This window comes from Streptomyces sp. NBRC 110035 (assembly GCF_000829695.1).
Classification (GTDB): Bacteria; Actinomycetota; Actinomycetes; order Streptomycetales; family Streptomycetaceae; genus Streptomyces.
Window position 1 is genome coordinate 1 of sequence record NZ_BBNN01000025.1, and the last position, 23,488, is coordinate 23,488.

Annotated in this window: 19 protein-coding genes and 1 pseudogene; 6 read left to right on the forward strand and 14 right to left on the reverse strand. The window is 74.2% G+C overall.

Annotation, left to right across the window (positions count from 1 at the left end; all coding sequences use genetic code 11):
* Together TU30_RS15010 and TU30_RS15015 are read left to right on the forward strand one after the other, a co-directional pair.
* The coding region (locus tag TU30_RS15010) for an IS3 family transposase (RefSeq protein ID WP_042169885.1) at positions 1 to 860 on the forward strand (860 nt) is incomplete at its 5' end.
* Between the two features lie 442 nt (positions 861 to 1,302).
* Positions 1,303 to 1,521, forward strand: a complete 219-nt coding sequence (locus TU30_RS15015; protein WP_042169889.1) for a hypothetical protein — start codon at positions 1,303 to 1,305, stop codon at positions 1,519 to 1,521.
* A 178-nt stretch (positions 1,522 to 1,699) separates the two neighbouring features.
* Here the strand turns inward: TU30_RS15015 and TU30_RS15020 are convergent, their stop codons facing one another.
* The 14 genes and pseudogenes from TU30_RS15020 to TU30_RS15090 form a co-directional block, all read right to left on the reverse strand.
* A complete protein-coding gene (locus tag TU30_RS15020) occupies positions 1,700 to 2,311 on the reverse strand; it encodes an ANTAR domain-containing protein (RefSeq protein WP_107068469.1) in 612 nt (203 codons plus the stop codon).
* Positions 2,312 to 2,574: 263 nt separating this feature from the next.
* Entirely contained in the window at positions 2,575 to 3,612 is a 1,038-nt protein-coding gene (locus TU30_RS15025; RefSeq protein ID WP_042169893.1) for a rod shape-determining protein, read from the reverse strand.
* Between the two features lie 369 nt (positions 3,613 to 3,981).
* Positions 3,982 to 5,361: a carboxyl transferase domain-containing protein gene (locus tag TU30_RS15035; RefSeq protein WP_042169898.1), complete on the reverse strand. Its 1,380-nt coding sequence runs from the start codon at positions 5,359 to 5,361 to the stop codon at positions 3,982 to 3,984.
* Entirely contained in the window at positions 5,354 to 6,820 is a 1,467-nt protein-coding gene (locus TU30_RS15040; RefSeq protein WP_042169900.1) for an acyl-CoA synthetase, read from the reverse strand. The genes TU30_RS15035 and TU30_RS15040 overlap by 8 nt, the downstream gene beginning before the upstream one ends.
* A gap of 230 nt (positions 6,821 to 7,050) precedes the next feature.
* Entirely contained in the window at positions 7,051 to 7,707 is a 657-nt protein-coding gene (locus TU30_RS15045; RefSeq protein WP_042169903.1) for a hypothetical protein, read from the reverse strand.
* Positions 7,673 to 8,452, reverse strand: coding sequence for an FkbM family methyltransferase (locus TU30_RS15050; RefSeq protein WP_042170291.1), 780 nt, complete (start codon positions 8,450 to 8,452; stop codon positions 7,673 to 7,675). The genes TU30_RS15045 and TU30_RS15050 overlap by 35 nt, the downstream gene beginning before the upstream one ends.
* Positions 8,453 to 8,514: 62 nt before the next feature.
* A complete protein-coding gene (locus TU30_RS15055) occupies positions 8,515 to 8,799 on the reverse strand; it encodes a Trm112 family protein (protein ID WP_042169905.1) in 285 nt (94 codons plus the stop codon).
* Positions 8,796 to 9,710, reverse strand: coding sequence for a hypothetical protein (locus TU30_RS15060; RefSeq protein ID WP_042169907.1), 915 nt, complete (start codon positions 9,708 to 9,710; stop codon positions 8,796 to 8,798). Before TU30_RS15060 ends, TU30_RS15055 begins: the two co-directional genes overlap by 4 nt.
* 27 nt (positions 9,711 to 9,737) lie before the next feature.
* Positions 9,738 to 10,484 carry a class I SAM-dependent methyltransferase gene (locus TU30_RS15065; RefSeq protein ID WP_042169909.1) on the reverse strand — a complete coding sequence of 249 codons (747 nt, stop codon included), beginning with the start codon at positions 10,482 to 10,484 and terminating at the stop codon, positions 9,738 to 9,740.
* Positions 10,481 to 11,944, reverse strand: a complete 1,464-nt coding sequence (locus TU30_RS15070; protein ID WP_042169910.1) for a condensation protein — start codon at positions 11,942 to 11,944, stop codon at positions 10,481 to 10,483. The genes TU30_RS15065 and TU30_RS15070 overlap by 4 nt, the downstream gene beginning before the upstream one ends.
* A pseudogene (locus TU30_RS15075) lies at positions 11,941 to 16,333 on the reverse strand (alpha-(1->3)-arabinofuranosyltransferase family protein). Before TU30_RS15075 ends, TU30_RS15070 begins: the two are co-directional and overlap by 4 nt.
* Complete coding sequence (locus TU30_RS15080; RefSeq protein WP_042169912.1) at positions 16,330 to 17,097, reverse strand: bifunctional 2-polyprenyl-6-hydroxyphenol methylase/3-demethylubiquinol 3-O-methyltransferase UbiG; 768 nt, start codon at positions 17,095 to 17,097, stop codon at positions 16,330 to 16,332. The pseudogene TU30_RS15075 and the gene TU30_RS15080 overlap by 4 nt, the downstream one beginning before the upstream one ends.
* 71 nt (positions 17,098 to 17,168) lie before the next feature.
* Complete coding sequence (locus tag TU30_RS15085) at positions 17,169 to 18,320, reverse strand: glycosyltransferase family 4 protein (protein ID WP_042169913.1); 1,152 nt, start codon at positions 18,318 to 18,320, stop codon at positions 17,169 to 17,171.
* 360 nt (positions 18,321 to 18,680) lie between these two features.
* Positions 18,681 to 19,652, reverse strand: a complete 972-nt coding sequence (locus tag TU30_RS15090; protein ID WP_042169915.1) for a DUF3068 domain-containing protein — start codon at positions 19,650 to 19,652, stop codon at positions 18,681 to 18,683.
* Positions 19,653 to 19,902: 250 nt separating this feature from the next.
* Here TU30_RS15090 and TU30_RS36480 point away from each other — a divergent pair, with 250 nt between their 5' ends.
* The 4 genes from TU30_RS36480 to TU30_RS15105 all read left to right on the forward strand — a co-directional run bounded on the left by TU30_RS36480 (position 19,903) and on the right by TU30_RS15105 (position 23,409).
* On the forward strand, positions 19,903 to 20,055 hold the full coding sequence (locus TU30_RS36480) for a hypothetical protein (RefSeq protein ID WP_176726280.1): 153 nt from the start codon (positions 19,903 to 19,905) through the stop codon (positions 20,053 to 20,055).
* A 3-nt stretch (positions 20,056 to 20,058) separates the two neighbouring features.
* Complete coding sequence (locus TU30_RS15095) at positions 20,059 to 21,306, forward strand: CdaR family transcriptional regulator (RefSeq protein ID WP_042169917.1); 1,248 nt, start codon at positions 20,059 to 20,061, stop codon at positions 21,304 to 21,306.
* A 463-nt stretch (positions 21,307 to 21,769) separates the two neighbouring features.
* Complete coding sequence (locus TU30_RS15100; protein WP_042169919.1) at positions 21,770 to 22,543, forward strand: IclR family transcriptional regulator; 774 nt, start codon at positions 21,770 to 21,772, stop codon at positions 22,541 to 22,543.
* A complete protein-coding gene (locus TU30_RS15105; RefSeq protein ID WP_042169921.1) occupies positions 22,540 to 23,409 on the forward strand; it encodes an SMP-30/gluconolactonase/LRE family protein in 870 nt (289 codons plus the stop codon). The genes TU30_RS15100 and TU30_RS15105 overlap by 4 nt, the downstream gene beginning before the upstream one ends.
* Positions 23,410 to 23,488: the final 79 nt, after the last annotated feature.

The following is a 23,488-nucleotide window of genomic DNA, read 5'->3' on the forward strand; positions in this document are numbered from 1 at the left end:
GAGGCGCGTTCGGCGTCAAGCGGCTGTGCCGGGTCCTGGAGGTCTCCAGGTCCGGGTTCCACCGGTGGCTGAAGGCCGCCCCGGCCCGCCTGGCGCGAGCCCGGGACGATGCCCGCCTCGCCCGGCGGATCCGGGAGATCCACAAGGAGTCCGACGGCACCTACGGCATCCCGCGCGTCACCGCCGAGCTGAAGGCCGCCGGGAGCGACGTCAACCACAAGCGCGTCGAGCGGGTGATGCGCCGCATCGGCCTCCAGGGCGTGCACCTGCGCAGGAAGGTCCGCACCACGATCCCCGAGCCGGAAGCGGCCCCGGTGCCGGACCTGCTGCGGCGCGACTTCACCGCCGACGCACCGAACACCAGGTACGTCGGCGACATCACGCATCTGCCCATCGGCGATGGCCGGTTCCTCTGTCTCGCAACGGTGCTGGACCTGCATTCCAGGCGGCTCGCGGGCCGGTCGATCGCCGACCACATGCGCACCGGGCTGGTCACCGACGCGCTCGAAGCCGCCGCCCGCACCCGGGGCGGCAGCCTCGACGGGGCGGTCTTCCACAGCGACAACGGCGCGCAATACGCATCGAAGGAGTTCGCGAAGGTGCGCCGCCGGCTCGGTGTGACCCGCTCGCGCGCAGCGGTCGGCACCAGCGCGGACAACGCCGCCGCGGAGAGCTTCAACGCAACCCTGAAAAGAGAGACCTTCCAAGGGAAGAGGCACTGGTCAGGAGCACGCGAGGCCCGCCTCGCGGTGTTCCGGTGGGTCACCCGCTACAACACGCGACGCAGGCACTCGGGGCTTGGCTACATCAGCCCGATCGCCTTCGAACAGCGATCGGCTACGCCGGCCCCTGCCGCATAGCAAACGGTGTCCACGCTTCGGGGGAAGCCCCCCTCCCCCGGTTCCCCTCCCGCCGGGTCACGCCGTTCTGATCCGAAGCGGCCCGTCTCGACCTGGGAAGAATGACTTCTACCCGCGGGTTCCGGGCAGCGGCGGCTCGCCGTGGGCGGCTTCGGTACCCGTCGGTACCCCATCCAGGCCCCTCTCATGATCCGTCGGCCGCGGGTTCGAGTCCTGCTCGCTCCGCCACACCCCCTTCGGCCGGCCGACGACCCCAGCCGTTCCCGGATGCCGGGTGTCCCGGCGTTCCGGCAGTTCGGCCCTCGCCGGATCCGGTCGAAGCAGTGCCCCGAGCCCCGCCTCGCTCCCGGTGGTCCCGCGCACCGCGTGGGCATGTTCTGGGCGTCAGAGGCATTGGTATCCACGATGGTGGACGTTTCGTGTGGCTGAAGGGGGTCGGCTCATGGCTCGCAGCGGCGGCACTGCCGGGCGGGACGCGTTCATGACCGCGTTCCACGCCGCCATGACCCTCTGCGCGATCCTCGGATTCGTCGCTGCGCTCGTCGGCTTCCCGATGCTGCGGACCAAGGACCTCCACGCGAGCGCGCTGTCCACGATCCCGCCGGACCTCGACGAGGACGGCGAGCTGCGGCCGGACGTGCCGGTGGGCGCACCCTCCTGACCCGGCACCGCCGCCCGGCGGACGCCGACGACCGGCCGTGATCTCCCGACCGGGCTTTTTCCTGTGGCGGTACGGGTCGTCCGGGACGGGTGACGGGAATCCGCGCCAAGTGTGCCGTCTCCGGCAGCATGACGGCGATGTCCGGACCTCCGCCCGCGGCCGGGGTGTCCGCTCCGGCTCAGGGCAGGTGGCGGGCCAGGGCAGTGGCCAGGGCCTCCCGTACCTCCTGCGGAGGGCGGGGGCCCGCCCGGTCGGTGTCGGCGGTGACGGCGGCGGCGACCGTGTGGAGCGGGGCGCCGGACAGACGGGAGGTCTCGCGCAGGATGTGCCAGGCGGCGTCCGAGCCGCAGCCGTGGGCGGCCATGAGGATGCCGCGGGCCCGGTCGACGGCCGGACGGGCGGCGATCTCCCGCCGGAGCTGTTCGACCTCGTCCTCCCGTACCCGCACGGGTGGCCGCCGCGCCGGTCCCGGGGCCGTCACCGGGGTGGGGACGTCGCCCCGGCTCCGGGAGCGCAGGGGGTCGGTGGGGTCCAGGCCGACGAGCGCCAGGATGCGGCGCGGCTGACCGCTCCAGCGGGTGGCCGTGACCGGCACCGACCGCCGGCTGCCGTGGTCGCGCAGGACGTCCAGGAACCGCAGTCCCGCCGTGTCCATGAAGCGCACGCCGCTCATGTCCAGGTCGACCCGGGCCGTGCGGGCGGGCAGCTGGGCCAGCTTCCGGGCGAGGGTCTCGGCGCTGCCGTGGACCAGTTCGCCGCGTGGGGTGAGCAGGGCCCGGTTCCCGTCCATGCGCCCACCGATGACCAGCGTGTTTCGTCTTCCCGAGGAAGGGGGTGGAGCCGCGAAGGTCATGTCACCGCCTGGGTCGGTATGCATGCGGGCCGTGGGGCGTACGGATCGGGCGGCAGGAAACGCGGGAGCGCGGGGCGGGAGTGGTGCAAAACGTATACGGTCCGTGCAGTGCTCGCGAAAGCGCCTGCCCGGTTTGCCGCGCCCTACACCCCTCGTTCGTAACCGGCCGGAATTCCGGCCGGTTACGGAGGTCCGGTGGATCAGGTCGCCAGGGGGTTCAGCACCAGGGGGGCGATCTTGCCCTCCAGCATGGCGCCCAGGCCCTGGACGGCGCACACGTCCGGCCGCTCGGCGATGTGGACCGGCATGCCCGTCGCCTGCCGCAGCATCTGGTCGAGGCCCGGCAGCAGGGCGCTGCCGCCGACCATCATGATCCCGCGGTCGGCGAGGTCGGCGACCAGGTCGGGCGGGCAGCCCCGCAGCACCTTGCCGATCCCGTCCAGTACGGCCGTCAGCGGGGTCTGGATGGCGTGCCGCACGGCCGCCGTGTCGACCTTGACCGAGCGGGCGAGGCCGGTGGCGACGTCCCGGCCGTGGATCTCCGTCGACTCCGGGCCGTGAGGGGTGAGCCCGTTGCCGGACAGGGCCACCTGCAGCGGCCGTACGGACTGGCTCGGCAGCATCAGCTCGTGCTGGTGGCGCAGGTGCTGGACGATGGCGTGGTCCACGGCGTCCCCGCCGACGGACATGCGCTCCGCCGTCACGATCGAGCCGAGCGAGAGCACGGCCACCTGCGTGGTCGCCGCCCCGCACACCAGGATCATGGTCGCCTCGGGACGCTCCACGGGCAGTCCGCAGCCGACGGCGGCCGCGATGAGCGTGTCGACCAGCTCCACCCGGCGGGCACCCAGCCCGACCAGCGTCTCGATCGTGGCGCGCTGGGCCAGCGGATCGGCGTCGTGCGGGGTGGATGCCGCGGCGCGCAGCCGGGGCCTGCGGCGCAGGGCGCGGCGGATCCGTTCGCCGAGCAGATGGCGCAGCATGCGCTGCGCCATCTCGATGTCGACGACGGTGCCGCCCGAGACGGGCCGTACGACACGGATGTAGCTCGGCGTCCGTCCGGTCATCCGCTCCGCGAGCTCACCGACCGCGATCAGCGCACCGGTACGGGTGTTCACGGCGGCGGCGGACGGCTGGTCGACGACGAGCCCGGCACCCTTGACGTAGACCCGGGTACGGGCCGCTCCCAGGTCGACGGCGAAGTGGCAGCGGCGCAACTGCTCCAGACTGGCGGTCACGGCAGATCCTCCCGAGTGCGCGGTTCTGCGGGCCGCCGGACGGCGAACCTCAGGACCATCGTGCGCGCGGGCGGGGGCCGCCGCCTCTCGTGGAGGGCCGGGCGGGGGGCCGCTGAACGGGGGTGGGGCACGGCAACCGCAGGGACGGCCCCGAGCCTTTCACCGGCCCTGTCCCCGTCGGGGGCTCGGCCGAGGTGCTGAGGGAAGAAGGCGGTGGCTGCCTCCCCACCGATGCCGATGCCGATGCCGATGCCGTCACCGACGCGGGCGCGGGTGGTCGTGGGCGGCCCGGTCCTGTGCTCCGCCTGCCGCACGTGGGAAGAGGTTCGGGGCCGGAGGCGACCGCGTGGGCCGCGGGTGGCCCCCGGTTCACCTGTCGTCGTGACGTCGACCGGGGTCGTGGGCGTGGTGGCCGACGATGCCCCGTACGACGCCCAGGTCCACCAGGTCCTGGGGGCGGACGCGGAGCCGGTCCGCCGTGGCCTCCGTCTCCTGAGGGGGACGTTTGAGGATCGCCGCCGCGAGCTCCGGTGCGATCACCGAGAAGTAGCTGTCGGGTGTGGCCCAGGTGTTGCCCGGTGCCGCCAGGGCCAGCGCGCCGCCGGAGCCGCCCTCGCCGACGACGAGCGTGGTGACCGGGGTGCGGGCGGCGGCCACCGCGGCGAACAGGTCGGCGATGGCCGCCCCCGCGCCCTGTTGTTCCGCCTCCGCGTCGTTGGCCGCGCCCGGGGTGTCCACCAGGGTCAGCACCGGGATGCCGAGCCGGTCCGCGAGCCGGACCAGCCGGGCGGCGGTGCGGTACCCGGCGGGACGGGTCGCCGTCCCGGTCTGCGCCGCGTAGGCGACCGTACGGCCCTCGTGCTCGCCGAAGCCGCAGAGCACGCCCTGCGGATCGGTGCCGCCGCAGCGATCGCCGTTGATCGCCACGCGGTGGGTGAAGTACGCGTCCAGGTAGGCGTGTGCGCGGGGGCGTTCGGGGGATCGGGCACGCTGTACGGCGTCCCGGCCGGTGGCCGGAAGGTCACCCGGGTCCGTGCCCAGCGGTCGCGGTGGAGCGGCCGGGGTGGTGGACGGGCTGGTCAGCAGCCGCAGCCACCGGCCCAGCGTGCCACGCAGGTCCTCCGGCGGGACCACGGCGTCCACCGTGCCCGCCGCCACCTGCGCCTCGGCCGTGTACGCCGCCGGGTCGGCGTCCGTCGGGCGGACCCGCGAGCCGGCGAAGCCGACCTGTGCGCCGGGCAGCGCGAGGACCACGTCGGCGCCCGCGCCCAGGGTGGCCCAGCCGCCGCCCGTCGTCGGGTCCCGGACCACCGCGATCTGTACCGCCCCGGCTTCCCTGGTGAGCACCGACTCGCGCGCCACCCGCTGGAGTTGGGTGAGGGCGAGCATGCCCTCCTGCATCCGGCTGCCGCCGGTGGCGACCAGCGGGACGACCGGCAGCCGGTGCTCGCGGGCATGCGCGTACGCCGACACCAGCCGGTCGCCGGTGTGTTCGCCCAGCGAACCGCCGAGGAAGCCGAACTCGAAGGCGATCAGCACGGCCCGGACGCCCTCGACCAGGGCGGTGCCGCAGACCACCGACTCCTGCTCACCGGTGCGCTCGGCCGCACGGGCGCGCAAGGCGTCGTAACCCGGCCAGCCGAGCGGGCCGTCGGGGGCGGACTCCCGGTAGGGGTAAGGAAGTTCGGTGAACGTGGAATCGTCGGCGACGCGCGCGACGGTCTCGCGTGCGGAGAGCCGGTCAGTCATGACGCAGCGCCCGCTTCATGATCTTCCCCATGTCGTTGCGGGGGAGCGAGGTGAGGTGGTGGAGCACCCGCGGACGCTTGTGCGGGGCCAGACGGTGGGCGACATGGTCCGCCAACTCCTCGAGAGCAGGGGGCGATTGAGGATTCGCCGGGACGATCCACGCCACGATCAGCTCGCCCAGGTCGGCGTCCGGCTCCCCGGTCACCGCGGCCTCCCGGACGCCGGGGTGCTCCAGCAGCGCGTTCTCGATCTCCCCGGCACCGATCTTGTAACCCCCGCTCTTGATCAGGTCGGTGGCCTTGCGGCCGACGATCCGGACACAGCCGTCGGCATCGCGCACCGCCATGTCGCCGGTACGGAACCAGCCGTCGGCGGTGAAGGCGCCCGCTGTGGCGTCCGGCCGGTTCAGGTACTCGGTGAACAGGTTCGGGCCGCGCACCTGGATCTCGCCCACGGTCTCACCGTCGTACGCCGTCACCGGGGACCCGTCCTCCTCCACCAGCCGCAGCTCCACGCCCGGCAGCGGCACGCCCACGGTGCCGGGGCGGGCCTCGCCGTCCGCGCGGACGCTGGTGTTCATCAGCGTCTCCGTCATGCCGTACCGCTCGACGACCCGGCGTCCGGTGGCCGCCGCGATCCGCTCGTGGTCGTGCACGGGCAGCGCCGCCGACCCCGACACCAGCAGCCGCGCCCCGGCCAGCGCCGTGGCCAGCTCCGGCTCGGTGGACAGCGACTCCGCGACGCGGTGGTACATCGTCGGCACACCGAACAGCATGGTCGCGCCGGTGCTCAGCTCCCGGGTCACCCCCCGGGTGGTGAACCTGCCGAGGTGACGCACCGAGCCGCCCCGGCGCAGCGGGCCCAGGACGCCCAGGACCAGCCCGTGCACGTGGAACAGCGGGAGCCCGTGGACGAGGACGTCGTCGCCGGTCCACTGCCAGGCGTCGGCGAGCGCGTCCAGGGTGGTGGCGATCGCACGGCGGGGGATGACGGCGCCCTTGGGCGGGCCGGTGGTGCCGGAGGTGTAGACGACCAGGGCCGGGTCCTCGTCGCCCGCGCTGTCCCCGGGGAGCGTGCCGGGGGCGCGGTCGGCCGGGTCGACGTCCAGGCGGGGCAGACCGGCCAGTGCCTCCGGCAGTTCCTGGCCGGGCGCGGCGAGGACCAGGTCCGGGGTGCTGTCGGACAGGATGTGGCCGAGTTCCTTCCCTCCCGACTTCGGGTTCAGGGGCACCACGGTCACCCCGGCGAGCAGCGCCGCGGTGACCGCGACCGCCGTCTCCAGCGTCGGCGTCGCCCAGACGGCGACCCGCCGCGCCTCCCGGACGGCCCCGGCGACCGGGCCGGCCGCGGCGGCCAGTTCCCCGTACGTCAGTGAGCGCTCGCCGAACCGGAGGGCGGGCCGGCCGGCTGCGGGGCCGCCGGCCCGGCTGTCGGTCAGGGCCGGGAAGAGAGAGGACACGCGTCGTACTCCTTGACCGTCGGGTGGTGCGGTGGACTGGTGCGGGGCGGGCGGGTCGTGGGGTGTGAGGTCGTGCGGCCGGCCTTCATGGTCGCCGATGTGCGGTGCGGGCGGCAGGCGGGGTCAGCCGTGCGTCCTGTCGGCCTCGCGCTCGGCCAGTCGCTGGTATGCCGTGGAGGGGGCCCACCGTGTTCGGCACAGCCCTCGTGACCCCCGGGTGGTGGACGCGATCATCCGGGCGGCGGCCCGCCGGCTCCGGTCCGTGGTCCGGGCGTGGTCCGTTGCAGCAGGCCCCAGGTGAACTCCGCGACCACCTCGTGCCGCACGCCCCGCACATCCGGTGCGACGAGGGCGAGGCCCCACCGGGCGGGGGCGGTGCCTTCGAGCGGGCGGGCCGGGGCGAAGGCGCGGGCGGCCTCGTCGACCGTGCAGGACCACGGCGTCAGGTCCTCGACGGTGCGCAGGAGAGGCGGGTCGGCGTCGGGCGCGCGGACCAGCCACTCGTTCCAGACGGTGCCGTCGGGCGCGGTCAGGATCTCGAAGCGGAGGTCCGGCCAGAGCGGGAGCCGCCACCGCGACGCCTCGCAGTCGAGGTCGCCGATCCGGCGCCGGACCCGGGACTCCGGCTCGCCGAGCACGGACCGGTACCTGGAACGGGCCGAACGCGGGCGCGGCGAGCGGACCACGGCCTGCCAGCGCCTGTTGGCCTCGCGCATCCCGGCGGGGGAGACGCCCAGTTCGTGACGGGCGTCCTCGACCAGGCCGGGATTGTGGTCGGCCATGCGACGCAGCAGGACGAGCTGGAAGTCGAGCGGGGTCAACGGGCCGGAGGGGCTGGACGGGCCGGACGGACTACCGGGGGTTTTCGCGGGAGGCACGGGAACCATCGTCGCCCACCGGGGGCGCTCCGGGGCGGCTGCCGTCCGGGAGGAACAGCACCGAGTTCACGTAGCGCGGACCCCTGAGCCCGCCGTGCGGCAGGACGCGGCGGAGCAGGCCGTGCGAGACGACGTAGGAGGCCCTGGCCTGATGGGCCTCCAGCGGGAAACGGGCCAGGGGGACCCAGGCGTCGTCGGGCAGCACCCAGCCGTGGTAGCCCAACAGGGACAGGTAGGTGACCACGGGCGCGATCGGCTGGATGCGGGACTCCAGTTCCACGAAGAGCGCCGGGCGGTCGCGGGCGAGGATGCCGGTGGCACCGCGCAGCACCGCCGACTCGTTGCCGTCCACGTCGATCTTGATGAAACCGACGTCCTTCAGGCCCAGTCCGTCCAGCGTGACGCAGGTGACGTCCAGGGCGTGGCCGTGGATGTCCCGGCGCACCAGGGAGGAGACGCCCCGGTCGCCGCCGTCGTCCGGCGGCAGCCACAGCCGGGCGATCCCGGTGCGGTCCGAGGCCGCCGCGCGGATCACACGGACGTTCGGCGGGGCGCCGGAGACGAGCAGCCGCGCCAGGTGGGGGACCGGTTCGACGGTCACCACCTGGCGGGCACGCCGGGCCAGCCGGTGCGTCCAGGGGCCGTACCAGCCACCGACGTCGACCGCCGTGCCGCAGTCCGGCGGGCACAGGTCGGCGAGCCGGGCCAGCTCGGGTTCGAAGCGCGGGTAGACCGCGCGGGCGGCGGCGGCCACGACCCGGGTGGGCAGGACGGACGCCGCACGGGCGGCGAGCGTGACCCGCGGCCGGCCCTCCGTCACGGGGTCGCCCCCGGAGCCCCGGGACGCCCGGTGCGGTCCTCGGACACACGCGCCAGCAGTCTCGCGTGCTCCTCGTCCGAGACCTGCTCGCCGGAGGACGGGAGCAGTTGCGGGATGCCGTCGACGATCGGATAACGGCGGTGCAGGCGAGGGTTGTACAGCGCCTCCCCGGGAAGGCCGTCCCCGTGACCGTCGGCGTCCGCGGTGGCGGGGAGCAGGTGCAGCGGACCCTTGTCGAGCGGGCAGGCCAGAATCCTCAGCAGCGGGTCGTCGGGCTTCACGGCGGAGTCAACTCCTTCGTAGGGGTACTTTGTCGCGGTGCGGTGTCGTGCTTCGGCATGGCCAGCAGCACGGTGACCGCGAGCACCGTGCCCGCCACGCGCAGGCCCAGCCGCAGCGGTTCGTCGGGGAGTTCCTCGCCGAACGACAGCGTGCCGAGCACCGCCGTGTACAGGCAGGTCACGGTCGTGCAGACCGGCACGATCAGCGAGGCCCGGCAGCGCTGGAGCGCCGCCTGCGACAGCACCAGGCCGAACGCGCCGGTGAACAGCAGCAGATACGGATACGGGGAACGCAGCAGCCCGAGCACCGCGTCGCCGACGCCACTGGCCGTCAGATGGCTCGACACGCCCTTGACGGCGAGCGAGCTGACGCCGTAGAGCAGGCCGACGGCTACCCCGTACTCGACGCCGGTGGTCGGCATCCGGTGCCGGCGCCGGGCCCGGCGCTCGGCGGAGCGGTAGAGCCACACCCCGGCAGCCAGCGACGGCACGCACACCAGCAGGATCAGCTGGTACGGCGCGTGACGGCCGACGGTGTCGGCGCCCTCGCCGCCCCCCTTCAGGGACAGCACCACCATCAGCAGCGCGAGCAGGATGGCGCCCAGCGCGTACCGTTCCCGGCCGGTGGTCTCCTCACCCAGGAGCCGTGCCGACAGCATCACGAGGAGCACCAGGCCGGAGACGAACAGGCCCTGGGCGGCGGCGATCGGCAGGGTCCGGTACACCGCGAGCTGTGCGGCGAAACCGGCGGCGAGGGACAGGGCCCCGACGATCCACAGCGGGTTGCCGAGCACCAGCCGCAGCAGCCGCGCCGGCCGGTGGACCGATACCTCGGGCAGGGTGGACAGCGCCCGCTTCTCCAGGACGAACCCGCCGCTGTACAGGACGTTCGACACCAGGGCAGCGGCCACTCCCCACCACATCGTCCCCGGCCCCCCTTACGTCCGGCGGGCGTGCAGCAGCAGGATCGAGGCGAGCGGCGGCCGGGCACAGGCCAGCCGGTCCAGCATCCGCAGCGGACGCGGCACCCCGTGGAACGGAGCGCCTTCGAGGCGTACGACGGTGAAACCGGACGCGGCGACGAACTCCCGCAGCGCTCGGGCGGTGTACAGCCGCAGGTGTCCCACCACCTCCGAGCCCGGCCTGCCGTGGACAGCGCGCAGGCTGACCTCGGAGAACACCGGCTGCACCCCGGCCAGCAGCAGCGCACGGTTGTACCAGGCGGCCAGATTGGGGGTGGACAGCATCAGATGGCCCCCGGGGCGCAGCACCCGGTGGATCTCCTCCAGGGCCGCGTCCGGGTCGACGAGATGCTCGATCACCTCGCTGAACAGCACCGCGTCGGCCACCCCGGAGGCGAACGGCAGCCCACCGCCGGTGAGTTCGCCGCGCACCGCGTACGGCATCCGGGGGCGGGCCCGCACCAGGGCGTCCTGGGACCAGTCGACGCCGACGAGGCGGTGGCCGTGCAGGAGGGGTGCGGCCGTGGCCGCGGCGGAGCCGTCGCCGCAGCCGATGTCGAGGATCGTCCGCGCGCCCCGGGCACCGGCCGGGCCGAGTGCTCCGGCGAGCATCCGGGCCTGGCGGAGGCTGCGGGAGGGGCCCGAGGCCACCGGGACGGCGGGGTTCTCGTAGAAGTCGCGCAGGTCGCGGGGAGGGGAGGCGGTGGTCGCGGTGGTCGTCACGGGGTTGCCTCCGTGGAGTGCAGATGGTGGGCGAAGAGGTCGTGGAGGCGGGCGCCGTCCGCCTGCCCCAGCAGCGCCCGGGACCAGCGCACGGACAGATGGAGCCGGCCCGCGGTGGAGGCGGTGGTGAAGGTGAGGCCGCGCGGCATCCGGGACGGCGCCGAGAACCACACCGCGTGTGCGCTGCCCGCCTCCTCGCCGAAGTCCAGCGGGTACGGGATGCGGCCGATGTTGCTGAGCAGCGTGGTCGACAGCAGGGGCGCCGCGGCCCTGCGCAGGGCGCGGGCGAGGACCCGGCGGGCGGCGACCGGGGCCCAGGGCGCGGTCAGCAGGTTCGCCCCGCGGCCCAGTGGGGGGCGGGAGAGGGACTTCAGGGCACGGGTGCGCAGAGCGGTGCGGTGGAGCAGGCCGGACAGGTCGCAGGTGTCCAGTTCCGCGAGGGCGAAGGGGACTTCGACCAGCCGGGTGCCGTTGCCGATGGGCATCGTGGCGTCCCTGGGGCGGTCGTCCACGGGCATGGTGATGCGCAACGGGCGCGGGCGGGCGCCGCGCTCGCGGTTCCAGCGGGCGAGGGTCAGGGCGGTGGCGACCATGAGCTGGTCGTTGACGGTGTACGGGGCTCCCTTGGGCCGGTGCGGCAGGGGGAGTTCGGAGACGATCAGCCCGTTGCCGGTGCGCTGGTCCGGGTCCGGGGTGCCGGGGGCCACGCGGGCGGGCGGCGACCAGGGGGAGGGCGTGTCCGGCGCGCCGGCCTGCGCGGGCTCGGGCCGCCGTACCGGCGGGGCGGCGGCGGAGTTGTCCCGGCCGCCGTAGATCTCGGCGGCGGTGGCCAGGATGCGCAGGCAGGCGGGACCGTCGAGCGCGGTGTGGTTGACGGTGAGGAGCAGCGCGCTGCCTGTCGGGGCGGCCGGCCGGCCGGCCGTTCCGTTGCCCGTTCCGCGGCCCGTGCCGTCGGCCGGCCTGTCGCCCGCTCCGGCGACCGCAGTGTCTCCTGCCCCGCCGGCCCGCGCGCCGCCCGCTCCGGCGGCTCTTTTCCTGTCCGTTGCCGCGTCCGCGCCGTCGGCCGGTCCGCTCCTGCCGGTCTCGGTGGCACTCGGGGCGTTCACCAGCTCCAGGCGGATCGGCGGGGAGGCGGTGAGCGGGGGTGCCTGGGTCAGGGCCCGGGCGCGGGCGTCCCGCAGGGCGCCCGGACCCGGCGGCGCGAAGCGCACCACCTCCGCGTCGGGTTCGTCGGTCAGCTCCCACTCGTAGCGGCGCCGGTACCAGGGGCCCGGGGCCTCGCGCATGAGGATGCGCGGGTGCCGGCGCAGGGCCTCGAGGAACGCCTTGCGCAGGCGGCCGGGGTCCAGTTCCCCGGGGAGGTGCACCTCGATGTGCACCGTCTCCGGCTCCTCCTCCTGGAGGCAGTGCCGGGACACCTCGTCCACCACGGGGAACGGGATGCGAAGGGGTGCGGTCATCCGGTGCCGCCCCTTCCCGTCGAGCCGCTCGAGCCGCTCGAGCCGTCCGAGTTGTTCGGGTCGTCCGGGCCTCCCGTGCCGTGGGTGCGGGGAAGCTGCCGGGTGGACTTCTCCAGGCCGGGTGGCGGCCGGCGCGCCGGAACGCGTGAGGGCACCGGAGGCAGCTCGGCCGTACGGTGGTCCGGTCCGTCGAAGGACCGCTGCCACTCGGTGGAACCGGCCCCGGCCGCCGCGGGCCCGCCCGCGGCCGTCCCGGTCCCGTCGTCCGTCCGTCCGGACCCCCGGCCGTCCTCCCGCACCGCGCGCCCGGACCCCGGGCCGCCCAGGCCCACCAGCGCCGCGAACAGTCCGATCAGCGCCAGCAGTTGCGCCACGTGCCCGAAGGCGCCCTCGCCCGCACCCGCCGGTTCCCCGGCCCCGAGGGCCGCCGCGATCCCCGCTCCCGCGAGGGCGGCGAGCGCCACCGGTACCAGCAGGGCGGCCCTGCGCCACGCGAGCAGCGCCAGTGCCGGGACCAGCAGGGCCCACCAGCCCGCGACGACCACGCCGACCAGCGTCAGCGCCACCGTGCCCAGCCACAGCCCGGGCGCCGCCGGCTCGGGCTGCGGGGCGTCGGGGTTCTCGGCCTTCCGGCGCCACAGCGCCAGCCCGATCAGCACCGCGATCCCGGCCCCGCTGCCGATCAGGGCGGCGTCGTAGGTCGTGGCGGGGCCGTAGGACAGCTTCACGGTGCCGCTCTCGCCCGCCGGGATCCGCCAGCCCTGCTGCCACCCGTCCAGCCGCAGCGGTGTCAGTTCCTCGCCGTTCAGGGTGGCCGTCCAGCCGTCGTTGTAGTTCTCGTACGTCGTGAGGTACGAGGCGGCTCCGGAGCCGACCGACAGCTCCCGCCGGTCGCCCAGCCAGTCCCTGACCTCCAGCTCGCGCTCGGCCGCCGAGGCGTCCGGCACGGTGCCGCGGGTCAGGGTCACGGAGGTCACGGTGAGCGGTCCCGCGTCACCGGTCTCGACCCGGTGCCTGCCGGTGGACAGCTCCAACGCCGTTTTCCCGTCTCCCTCCTGGCAGAGCGTCACGTCCACCGGACGCCGCTCGACCAGGTCCCCGACCGTGCCCTTCACGCCGGTCTCGTACAGCTCGCCGTCGACGGCGACCACCGGCCCCCTGCCGCACTCCAGGGTGAACTCCCGGTCGGCGGACGGCTGTGGGGTGCGGTACTCGTCGAGCGCCGGTATGTAGGCCTCGGTCAGTCCCACCGGCAGGCTCAGGTCGTCGCCGACGACGGGGTTGTGCAGGGTGAGCGGGGCGGTCCGGGTGATGGTGATGTCGAGCCGGTCCGTGGTGATCGGCGGGAAGCGGACCATGCCGTTGTCGTCGACGTTCGCGATCGCCGCGCCGTCCGGGGAGCTGATGTGCACCTCGGTCGGCCGGGTGGACAGGCCGCCCGCGGCCGCCAGCACGATCTCGCCCACCGGCTGCTTGCCCTCCCAGCTCAGATGAACGACGGGCCTGCCGCCCGCGATCCAGGCGGTGGTCAGGTCGCCGTCGGTGAGGTTGCGGGCGGTCAGGCCCGCGCCGAGGCGGGCGGTGGAGTCGGCGGTGGCGGTGATCCGGGCCTGCTGCTCGGGCGCCACGTCGTACAGCAGCCGGTCCAGCGCCTCGCCCGGCACGGCCACCGCGCTCGCCTCGACCTCGTAGGTGCCCGCCGTGCCCGTGGTGAACACGCGGTGCAGCCCGTTCTCGGTGCCCGCCGGGGACAGGCCGGTCGGGTCGGCCGAGCGGTGCAGCGAGACGACCTGCGCGCCGGCGGTCGAGTTCTCCGCGTCCGTGGGCAGCCGCAGCAGCCGGGTCACCCGCACGTCCGGCAGGTCGATCTCGGAGAAGCCCGCGCCGCCCAGACCGGAGTGCCGTGCCACCGAGTCGACGATCGTCAGCTTCATCCAACCCGTCGCGCCCTCGGGCGCCTTGACGTCCTGCTTGGTGCCGTTCGCCTGGAGGAAGCTGGTCTCCGAACCGCGCTCGGTCTCCACCCGCACCTTGGTCGCCGCGGCCCGCACACCGTCCTGCGGCAGCGGGACGATCCCGAGGGAGTCCGGCATCTCGTAGCCGCCGTCGAAGGCGATCCGCAGCCACTGCCCGTCCGGCGAGCCGGCCGAACCCTCCGCCCAGGCCGTGTCCGGGTTGCCGTCGAAGGCGTTCACCGGGTCGTACTGCGGCAGGTGGAACAGCCAGTTGCCGTACGAGGACGCCGACACCGTGCGGGCGCCGCGCAGTTCGGCCACCGTCTGGTGGTCCAGGCCCTCCGTCGGCAGGATCTGGTGCGGCTTCTCCCCCGCGCCCTGCGTGGCGTCGGGCGCGTTGCGCTCGTCGCGGGTGTACGTGTACGACGTGTTGGAGTTGACCAGGCCGAACCGGGTGTCCGCGTACCGCATCCCGTCGCCGGTCACCTGCAACGGCGGGGTGCCGAGCCCCGGATGGGCGTCGCCGGTCAGCACGGCCGGCCGGCCGCGCAGCTCGCCGGCCAGCGGCAGCAGCGCCTCCGGGCCGCCGGAGACCACGGCGGTGTCGGCGATCGGGGCCAGCGAGGCCTGCCCCGGGCGTCGGACGTCCGCCCCGGTCGGACGGTAGATCTCCACGGCCCGCTGCTGCGGGTACAGCCCCTCGACCTGCAGCGGGGTGCCGTTCGCGATGACTCCGCCGGTCGTCACCGGACCGAGCCCGGTGACCCGTTCGTACCCGGACTGCGTGAGGGTGCGCTTGACCGTCGTGGTCGGCACCTGCCCGACCTGGTCCGGGTCGAGGTCGTTGCGGACGACGACGTAGTGGAGGCCGGCGCGGCTCAGGTAGTCGGCGAGCCCCGGCACTTCGGCGCCGGTCAGCAGGGCCTGCTCGACCGCGTCCATGGCCCGCCGGTTGCCCGGGGTGCCGAACGGCACGTAGTCGCGCTGTGCCCAGCGGGAGCCGGCGACCACGTCGAGCGGCTGGTCGATGGTCGAGCCCCAGGTGTGGATGCCGTGCGCGGTCGCCGGCACGACGAGCGCCCGCGAGTCCGGGGAGTTCTCCTCCAGCCAGTCGGCCGTGGCCCGCCAGTACGCGGGGATCTCCTGGAACGAACCCGGGCCGAGGATCGACCCGTTGAGGTACGGCCACATCAGCCCCGGCAGGATCAGCACCGCGGCGGCCAGCGGCGCGAAGCGCCCGCCCCGTGCCCACCAGATGGGCCAGGCCCAGGACCAGGGCGAGCGCCAGGCCCGTCTGGAACTTGTAGACGTTGCGGAACGGCGACAGCCAGCCGTCCAGCCAGTCCTGCACGACCCCGTGGAACGGGGCGCCGAACGCGCCGCCGTACCCGGCGAGCAGCACCAGCACCGTCACCAGGACCGTCAGCACCAGCCAGCGGCGCTCCGGCAGGTCCCGCCGGGCCAGCCCCGCCAGGCCCAGAGCGGCCGCGAGCGCCGAGCAGACGATCACCACCGCCGAGGAGGCGACGGTCCAGCCCGCGGGCAGCCACGCCTCACCGAAGTGCAGATACGCCACCCAGTTCCCGGCCCCGCGCAGCGCCTCGGTGGCCGCCATGGTGTCCGTCGTGGTCCGCGCGGTCTCGACGTAGGGCAGGAAGTTCTCGCCGTACACGCCGAGCAGCAGCAGCGGGATCCACCACCAGGCCGTCGCCACCGCCACGGCGGGGGCCCACCAGGCGATCAGCTTCCGCCGGCGCGGTCCCGGCGGCCGGGACAGCAGGTACAGGCCCACGGGCAGCAGGGACGCCAGCGTCGAGGCCGCGTTGACCCCGCCCATGAACGGGACGAGCAGGGCCGAACGCAGGGCCGCGACCCGGGCCGTGTACCGCTCGTCCGCCAGCGGCAGCAGCACCCACGGCAGCAACGCGCCCGGCAGGGCGGCGGCCGACGTCGAGCCGATCACCGTCGTGAACAGCGGCCACAGCGCGTACGCCGCCGCCGCGAGCAGCCGGGACGCCCCGCTGCCCACACGCAGCCGCTCGGCGAGACGCAGGGCGCCCCAGAACGCGACGGACACGATCAGCGACAGCCACAGCCGCTCGGCCAGCCACACCGGCAGCCGCACCAGGTCGCCCAGCCAGTAGAACGGCAGCATCGGCCACAGGTAGCCGACGTACTGGTTGTTGACCCCGCCGAACGACCCCTGGTCCTGCCACAGCTGGCCGAGGTCGGCGAGGAACCGCCCCGGGTCGACGGTGACACCCAGCTTGGTGTCGAAGGTCTGCCGCCCCGGTTGCACCGCCAGGAGCAGGACGAACACCACCGCCCAGAAGCCCAGCAGCCAGCGCCGCGACCGCGGGCCCCGGGGCGGGCCCGCGGAGGTCGCGGTACGAGGGACGGCTGCCGGAGGGGGAGCCTGGACCGTGGTCGTCATTCGGGACACCGCCGGAGGATGAGGAGGAGGTTCCACGTAGCGAACTCACGCAGACCGGGCACCTTGACCACGGTCTCGGTGAGGAACGGCCAGTAGCGGGAGCGCGCCGAGACGATGCGTACGTCGGCGCGGCCCCGTACCTGCCGCAGGGTGGTGCCGATGTGCACCGGGAAGAGGTTCTCGCCGAGCGTGTGCTTGGCGGGCCTGCCGGTACGGCGCCGGTAGCGGGCGCGGGCCCGCTCGGCGCCGAGATAGTGCCACGGGGCCCATTCGTGTCCGCCCCACGGCGAGAGCCAGTTGGTGAACGACACGTAGATGAGCCCGCCCGGCCGGGTCACCCGGGCCAGCTCGCTGAGGAAGGTCTGCGGATCGGCCACGTGCTCCAGGACGTTGGACGAGAACGTCACGTCCGCGGCGCCGTCGCACAGCGGCAGCAGATAGCCGTCCGCGACCACGGTCCCCCCGGGCGGCTTCCCGGCCAGCTCCCGCACGTCCGGTTCGAACAGGAAGGCGTCCGCGCCGCGGCGGCGGAACTCCTCGGTGAAGTGCCCGTTGCCGCCGCCGACGTCGACCACGACCCGGCCCGCCACGGGACCGCCGTACGCCTCGACCTGGTCGGCGGCGTCCCGGGCGAGCAGCGCGTAGCAGGCGTCGGGGTCCTCCTGCTCACGCAGGAAGGCACGGAAGAGGGCGAGGGAGCGGCGGGGCGAGGGGTCCTTCAGCCGGTCGCCGGCCGTGCCCCTGCCGCCCGTCCCGCCGCCCATGCGTCTGCCACCCGGCTCTCCGTCACCCGATCCGCCGTCGGTCATGCCCCTGTCACTCATGGGTCCGTCGCTCATGGCCGGGGGCCCCGCACCGCCTCCGCCGCCACCGCGCGGAACTGCCGCACGGTACGGTCCCAGCGGTAACGGGCCGCGCGCTCCCTGGCCGCCTCGCCCATCAGCTCCCGCCGGTCCCCGGACAGGGCGAGGGCGCACCAGGCCGCCGCGAACGAGGACTCGCCGCGCGCCAGCACACCGGTCTCGCCGTCCACCACGGAGTCCCTGAGGCCGGGCACGTCGAAGGCGACGGCCGGGGTCCGGCGGGTGGCCGCCTCGGTGACGACCAGGCCCCATCCCTCCACCGCGGAGGGATGCAGCAGCAGCCAGGCCGCACACAGCAGACGGTGCTTCTCCGCCTCGGACACATGGCCGGTGAACTCGACACCGGGACCGGCGAGACGTTCGAGACGCTCCCGTTCGGGGCCGTCGCCGACGATCACCAGCCGGCCGCCGGTGACCGGCCGCACCCGTTCCCACAGCCTGAGCAGCAGATCGATCCGCTTGTACTCGACGAGCCGGCCCACCGCCACGAACAGCGGCTGAGGGGAACGTCCGGTGCCCGGACCGGGCTCCTCCACACCGTTGTGCACGACCCTGATCCGCTCGCGCGGCACACCGATGCCGTGCAGCGCGTTCGCGGTCGACGGCGAGACGGCGACCAGCAGCCCGTGTTGCCGGGCACCGGTCAGCGCCCAGTGCTCGAGCCTGCGCCCGATCCGCGCCGCCGGAGCCAGCGGACCACCGAAGCGCATCCCCCACAGGTCGGTGTGCACATGGTTGACCAGGCACAGCGTCGGCCCGCGATGCCACAGCGGTGCCAGGTACGGCATGCCGTTGCACACCTCGACCAGCAGATCGCAGTCGCCGACCTGACGGGTGAAGGCGGAACGGGCGCGCAGGTAGTGGCCGTAGGTGCCGCCCGCCGACACCACGCGGTAGTCGCGGAACGCCGCGGGACCCCCGCACAACAGGGTGACCTGGTGGCCCATGCGGGTCAGGCCGTCGGCCAGCCGGTCGACCAGCAGCTCGGAGCCGCCGGCGGAGGGGTTGTCCAGATCGCGGTGGGCGAGGAAGACGATCCGGCGGGGATGCGCGGGGAGTGCCGGAGGGCGCTGCGGTACGCCGGGGAGCGGCGCGCGCAGCTGCGAGGGCACGTGCTGGGGCATCGGTGCTCCAACTCGTCTCGGGGTGCGGAACCATGCGTGGGGTACGCGGGACATGTGCGGGGTGAGGCCGGGGGGTTCGAAGGTGGTGCGGTGGTGCGGGGTGGTGCAGGGGGTGTTCGAGGTGGTGCAGGGGGTGCGGAACGGGTGGGCGGGTGGGTACGGACTTCGCACGGGCGGGGTGACATCGATCGGAACTCGCATGCCCAGCAAGAGCGTTCGGGCCCTTCCTGGGCATGAGCCGTGCACGGCTTGTGCGGGGGTGGGGTGGGACAGTTTTCGCCCAGACGTTCCCCAGTGCTACTCACCGGGATGACAATTTCGGACCTTGTTGGGCCCGAAGTCACGCAGCTCCGTGAGTGCCTACTGGGCGGTACGGGGCGAATCGGTACGTTCTTCTTCCTTCCGGCCACGTGCCACCAGAACCCCACCGGCCACCGCGAGCACGCATCCCGCCACGGCCGCGCCGACCGGAACGGTCTCGCCCACCAGGCGCAGCTGCCCGCTGTCGCGCCTGGCCTGCCGCACGGCCTCCTTCTGCGTGCCGGTCGTGAAGGAGAGCTTCTCCGCGTCCAGCAGCACCGCGGCGTCCTCGTCCCCGCCCGGTGCCCGCAGCGTGCGCCGCGGGCCGGTCTGCGCGTAGATCACCCGGCCGGTGGCCTGGTCCACGACCAGCTCGAGGCCGTGGTTGGAGTACCACTCCTCGGCCAGCACCTGCGGCCGGTCCGGTTCGTCCACGAGGGCGCCCGGCACCAGCCGGGTGCCGGTCTTCGTCGCCGGCACCGAAGCGGTGAACCGGTAGCCCGTGTGTCCCTGCACCTTCTCGGTGCCCCGGTAGCGCATCACGACCGTGTCGCCGAGGGTGTTGTCCCACCACTGGTAGGAGCGTTTCTGCACGTCGAAGGGGAACTTGAGGTACGCCTCGCCCTCGATGTGCGGCTTCTCCTCGCAGCAGTGCACCGGCTTCGTGGTCCTGCGGTCCAGCACCCAGCGGTGCGGGGTGAAGTCCAGCGCGTCGTGCGGATCGGCGGCCGGCAGCGACGCGTCGGTGTCGACCGTGGTCGTCACGTCCCACACGGCGTTCCCGCTGCGTTCGCTGTCCTCGACGTTCCCGCGCACCTTCTGGGTGACGGTGATCGTCCGACCCGGCACGGTCTCGACCTTCTCGAGGTCGATCACGCTGCCCCGGCCCTTGTAGACGGCGGTGGTGTCGATGTCGATCGGGTTCACCGCGGCACGCGGCTGCACGTACCAGGCCAGCAGGGGGGCCAGCACCAGCAGAAACGTGCCGAGGCCCAGCAGGACCAGGGAGAAAGGGGAGGCTGTACGGCGCATCCGGGCACTCCAGAGGCTCGGGACGGATCGGCGCGAACGGGCCGACTCCGTGGAGGAAAACGCGCGTGCGAGAGGGGCGGAGCCATCCGGCACCCCCTGCGGGCCGGGACCGTGCTCCCTCTGGGCCGGGAACCGTAGGCGCCCCTTGACTCAGTGTCAATGTGCACTCGACACTGGGGAGCGACGGGCAGGGGTGGCCGGACGAGCGTGCGGGGGTGGGGAAACCTCCGACAGAGAGGCTGTCCCTGAGATGTCCAGACTGCTTGCCGCCGCGCTGACGGTCGCGCTCGCCACGGTCCTCGCCGTGGGCGCCGCGCTCGGCGTGGTCGCGCTGCTCGATGCCCGGCCCGACCAGCCGAACACACCGTTGATCACCTACGAACAAGCGGGCCAGGGGAGCTGACCGGTGACGGCGCCCAGAACCGTCACGGCCCGCTCCGCCTGGCACGACGTACCGCGCACCCAGGTGCACCGGTTCGCCGAGACCGCCATGGCCGAGATCCCTGGACTCGCCGAAGAGATCATGAGCGAGATCCAGCGCGAGTACCCGGAGCTCCCCGTCGTCCTCGACGACTCGGGCGAACCGATGGCACTCGTCGGCATCCGCCGCGCCATCGAGGTGTTCGTGCAGCACCTCGAGCATGCCGACTACTCGGCCGGCCGTCCCACCGTTCCGCCCGGCATGTTCCACGACTTCGGGCGCGGCGAGGGACTGCACGGGCGGTCGCTCGACTCGCTCCAGGCGATCTACCGGCTCGGTGTCCGGCTGGCCTGGCGCCGGCTCGCCGAGATCGGCCAGCGCATCGACATCCCGCCCCCCGCGATGTACGAACTCGTCGACGCGGGCTACGAGTACCTGGACGGACTGGTCGACCAGTCCGTACGCGGCTACGCCGAGGCGGCCGCCCGCCAGGCCGGGGAGCGGCTGCGGCTGCAGCGCCGGCTGATGGAGCTCCTGCTCACCGAACACCACCGGGGCGATCCCGCCGACGCGCTCGCCGAGCGGGCCGCCCGCATCGGCTGGCCGCTGCCCGGGAAGGTCGCGGTGGGCGTGCTGCGGCGCCCCGCGCGTGAGGCGGTCGCGCCCGCCGTGGGCCAGGAGGTGCTGCTCGACATGGAGTACGAGCAGCCCCGCATGATCGTTCCTGAGCCGGACGCCGCCGGTCGCCCCGAACTGCTGCACCGCGCGCTCGCCGGCTGGTCCGGCGCGATCGGCCCGCCGGTGCCGCCGGCCGACGCGGCGAAGTCGCTGCGCTGGGCCGAGGCCGCCCTGCGCCTGATGGAACGCGGACTGCTGCCCGACGGCGAGATGCTGCGCTGCACCCAGCACACCGAGGCGCTGGTGCTGCTCCAGCCCGAGGAACTCATCGACGACCTCGCGCTCAAGTGCCTCGCCCCGCTGGCCCACTGCGCCCCCACGAACGCGCGGCGGCTCGCGGAAACGCTGCTGGCGTGGCTGGAGACCCGGGGTGGCGCGCCCGAGGTGGCGGCCCGGCTCGGCGTGCACCCGCAGACCGTCCGTTACCGGCTGCGGCAGATCCGCGAACTGTGGGGCGACGAGATCGACGACCCGGACCGCCGCTTCGAACTCGAACTGGTCCTCCGCGCCCAACGCCTCCGCGGCGAACTGGGGACCCCCGGCCGCCACCACTGAACGGGGGCACCGGCCCCGGCGGGACCGGCGCCGAGCGGCGTGGAGAGACGGTCCGGCAGGCCGGCGGGGCCAGCAGCCCCCGATGCCCGGCGGAGGGACGGCCGGTCCGGCCGGTCTGGAGCGGGGTGGCACGGAGGCCGGGACGGCGGGTCCGGCGGTGGGTGGAGGGGCGGGTCGGCCCGGTGGGGGTTGGTTCAGTCGGTGGGAGGGCGGGTCCTGTGGGAGCGGCAGTGGCCCGCAGGGTCCGTGTGGTGAGGGGGCGGGGGGTTCGGCGGTGGGTGGAGGGGCGGCCGGTCCGGCGGGTGTGGCAGGAGCCGCGGGACTCGCAGGTCCGGTGGGAAACGCAGCGGCTCTCCGGCAGGCCATTGCCCGGGTGGAGCCGGATGGTTAGCCTGTGTGTTCGTCATTCCGATCGCCTGTTGGTATCTCGAACGGGCTGAGACATACAGGGAGGGGGCCGGTCGTGGGGCGCCTCGTACCAGCCGTGACCCGGGCTCTCGACATTCTCGAGCTCTTCCTCGAAGGGGACGGGACTCTTTCCGCCCCCGACATCGTGCGCAGGCTCCAGCTGCCGCGCACCACCGTGCACGAACTGGTGACCACGCTCGCCGCCCGGAAGTACATCGTCCCGGTGACCGGCCAGCCCGGCCGCTACCGGCTCGGTGTCCGCCCGTACCAGCTCGGTGCCCGCTACGCCGAGCACCTCGACCTCGCCGCCGAGGGCCAGCAGGTGGCCCGGTCCGTCGCCGAGACCTGCGACGAGACGGTGCACGTGGCGATCCTGGAGGACACCGACGTCATCTACATCGCCAAGGTGGACTCCACCCACGCGGTACGGATGGTGTCCGCGGCCGGCCGCCGGCTGCCGGCGCACTGCACCTCGGTGGGCAAGATGCTGCTGGCCTCCCTCCCCGAGAGGGAACTCGCCGCGCGCCTGCCCGACGACGCCGGGCTGGCCGCGATGACCTCCCACAGCATCACCGACCCGACCGCCCTGCGCGAGGCCCTCGCGCAGATCCGTGCCCGGGGCGTCGCCGTGGAGAGCCGCGAGTCCAACCCGGACGTCAGCTGCGTGGCCGCCCCGGTCCGCGACCGCACCGGGCAGGTGGTCGCCGCGCTGTCCATCTCCGTACCGATGATCCGCTGGAGCGACGACCGTCTCGCCGAGCTGGAACAGCTCGCCGTCAAGGGCGCCGACGACCTGTCCGAGCGACTCGGCCACCGGAGGGCGTCATGACGACGAAGAGCGGTGCCGCCTCCTACGAGGTCGCGGTCCGGGCGCGGTCCGCCCTGGGCGAGGGCCCCACCTGGGACGCGGCGGCCGGCCGCCTCCTGTGGATCGACATCCTGGGTTCCCGGATCCACACCTACGATCCGGCCACCGGCCGGCGCACCCTGCGCCGCAGCGAACAGCACGTGGGCGCGGTCAAGCCGCGGGCGGGCGGCGGCCTGGTCCTCAACCTGCGGGACGGCGTCGGCCTGCTCGACCCCGACGACACCTTCCGCTGGCTGCGCCACGAGCCCGTGCCCGGCCGCCGCGGCAACGACGCCGCCGTCGCCCCCGACGGCGCCCTGTGGACCGGCACCATGCGCTACGACGAGGCCACCGGCGGCGGCACGCTCGCGCGCGTCACCGGTGACGGCACCGCCGAAACCGTCCTCGACGACGTGACGGTGAGCAACGGCACCGGCTGGAGCCCCGACGGGCGCCTGATGTACTACATCGACACCCCCACCCGCCGTATCGACGTGCTCGACCACGACCCGGACACCGGCAGGGTCACCGGCCGGCGCCCGCTGGCCGAGGTCGAGGACGGCGCGGGCTTCCCCGACGGCCTCACCGTCGACGCCGGGGGGTGCGTGTGGGTGGCCCTGTGGGACGGCGCGGCGGTACGCCGCTACACCCCGGCCGGCGCCCTGGACCGGGTGATCGAACTCCCGGTCCCGCGGGTCACGGCCTGCGCCTTCGGCGGCCGGGGCCTGACCGACCTGTACGTCACCACGGCCCGGGTGGGCCTGGACCCCGCGCCCCCGCTGGCCGGCTCGCTCCTGGTCGTGCCGGGCGCGGGCGAGGGCGTGGCCCAGCCCGCCTTCGCGGGCTGACGCGGGGCCGGGCGCCGCTGCCCGGCGCTCCTGCCTGCCCGGCCCCTGCCCGGCCCCGGGCAGGGGCCGGCCGACCCGC

Coding starts and splice junctions, on each gene's coding strand:
- TU30_RS15045 (WP_042169903.1), bottom strand. CDS start 7,707: ATGGTTCCCGTGCCTCCCGCGAAAACCCCCGGTAGTCCGTCCGGCCCG.
- TU30_RS15085 (WP_042169913.1), bottom strand. CDS start 18,320: ATGCCCCAGCACGTGCCCTCGCAGCTGCGCGCGCCGCTCCCCGGCGTA.
- TU30_RS15015 (WP_042169889.1), top strand. CDS start 1,303: ATGGCTCGCAGCGGCGGCACTGCCGGGCGGGACGCGTTCATGACCGCG.
- TU30_RS15080 (WP_042169912.1), bottom strand. CDS start 17,097: ATGGGCGGCGGGACGGGCGGCAGGGGCACGGCCGGCGACCGGCTGAAG.
- TU30_RS15090 (WP_042169915.1), bottom strand. CDS start 19,652: ATGCGCCGTACAGCCTCCCCTTTCTCCCTGGTCCTGCTGGGCCTCGGC.
- TU30_RS15070 (WP_042169910.1), bottom strand. CDS start 11,944: ATGACCGCACCCCTTCGCATCCCGTTCCCCGTGGTGGACGAGGTGTCC.
- TU30_RS15105 (WP_042169921.1), top strand. CDS start 22,540: ATGACGACGAAGAGCGGTGCCGCCTCCTACGAGGTCGCGGTCCGGGCG.
- TU30_RS15035 (WP_042169898.1), bottom strand. CDS start 5,361: ATGACTGACCGGCTCTCCGCACGCGAGACCGTCGCGCGCGTCGCCGAC.
- TU30_RS36480 (WP_176726280.1), top strand. CDS start 19,903: ATGTCCAGACTGCTTGCCGCCGCGCTGACGGTCGCGCTCGCCACGGTC.
- TU30_RS15020 (WP_107068469.1), bottom strand. CDS start 2,311: ATGGACGGGAACCGGGCCCTGCTCACCCCACGCGGCGAACTGGTCCAC.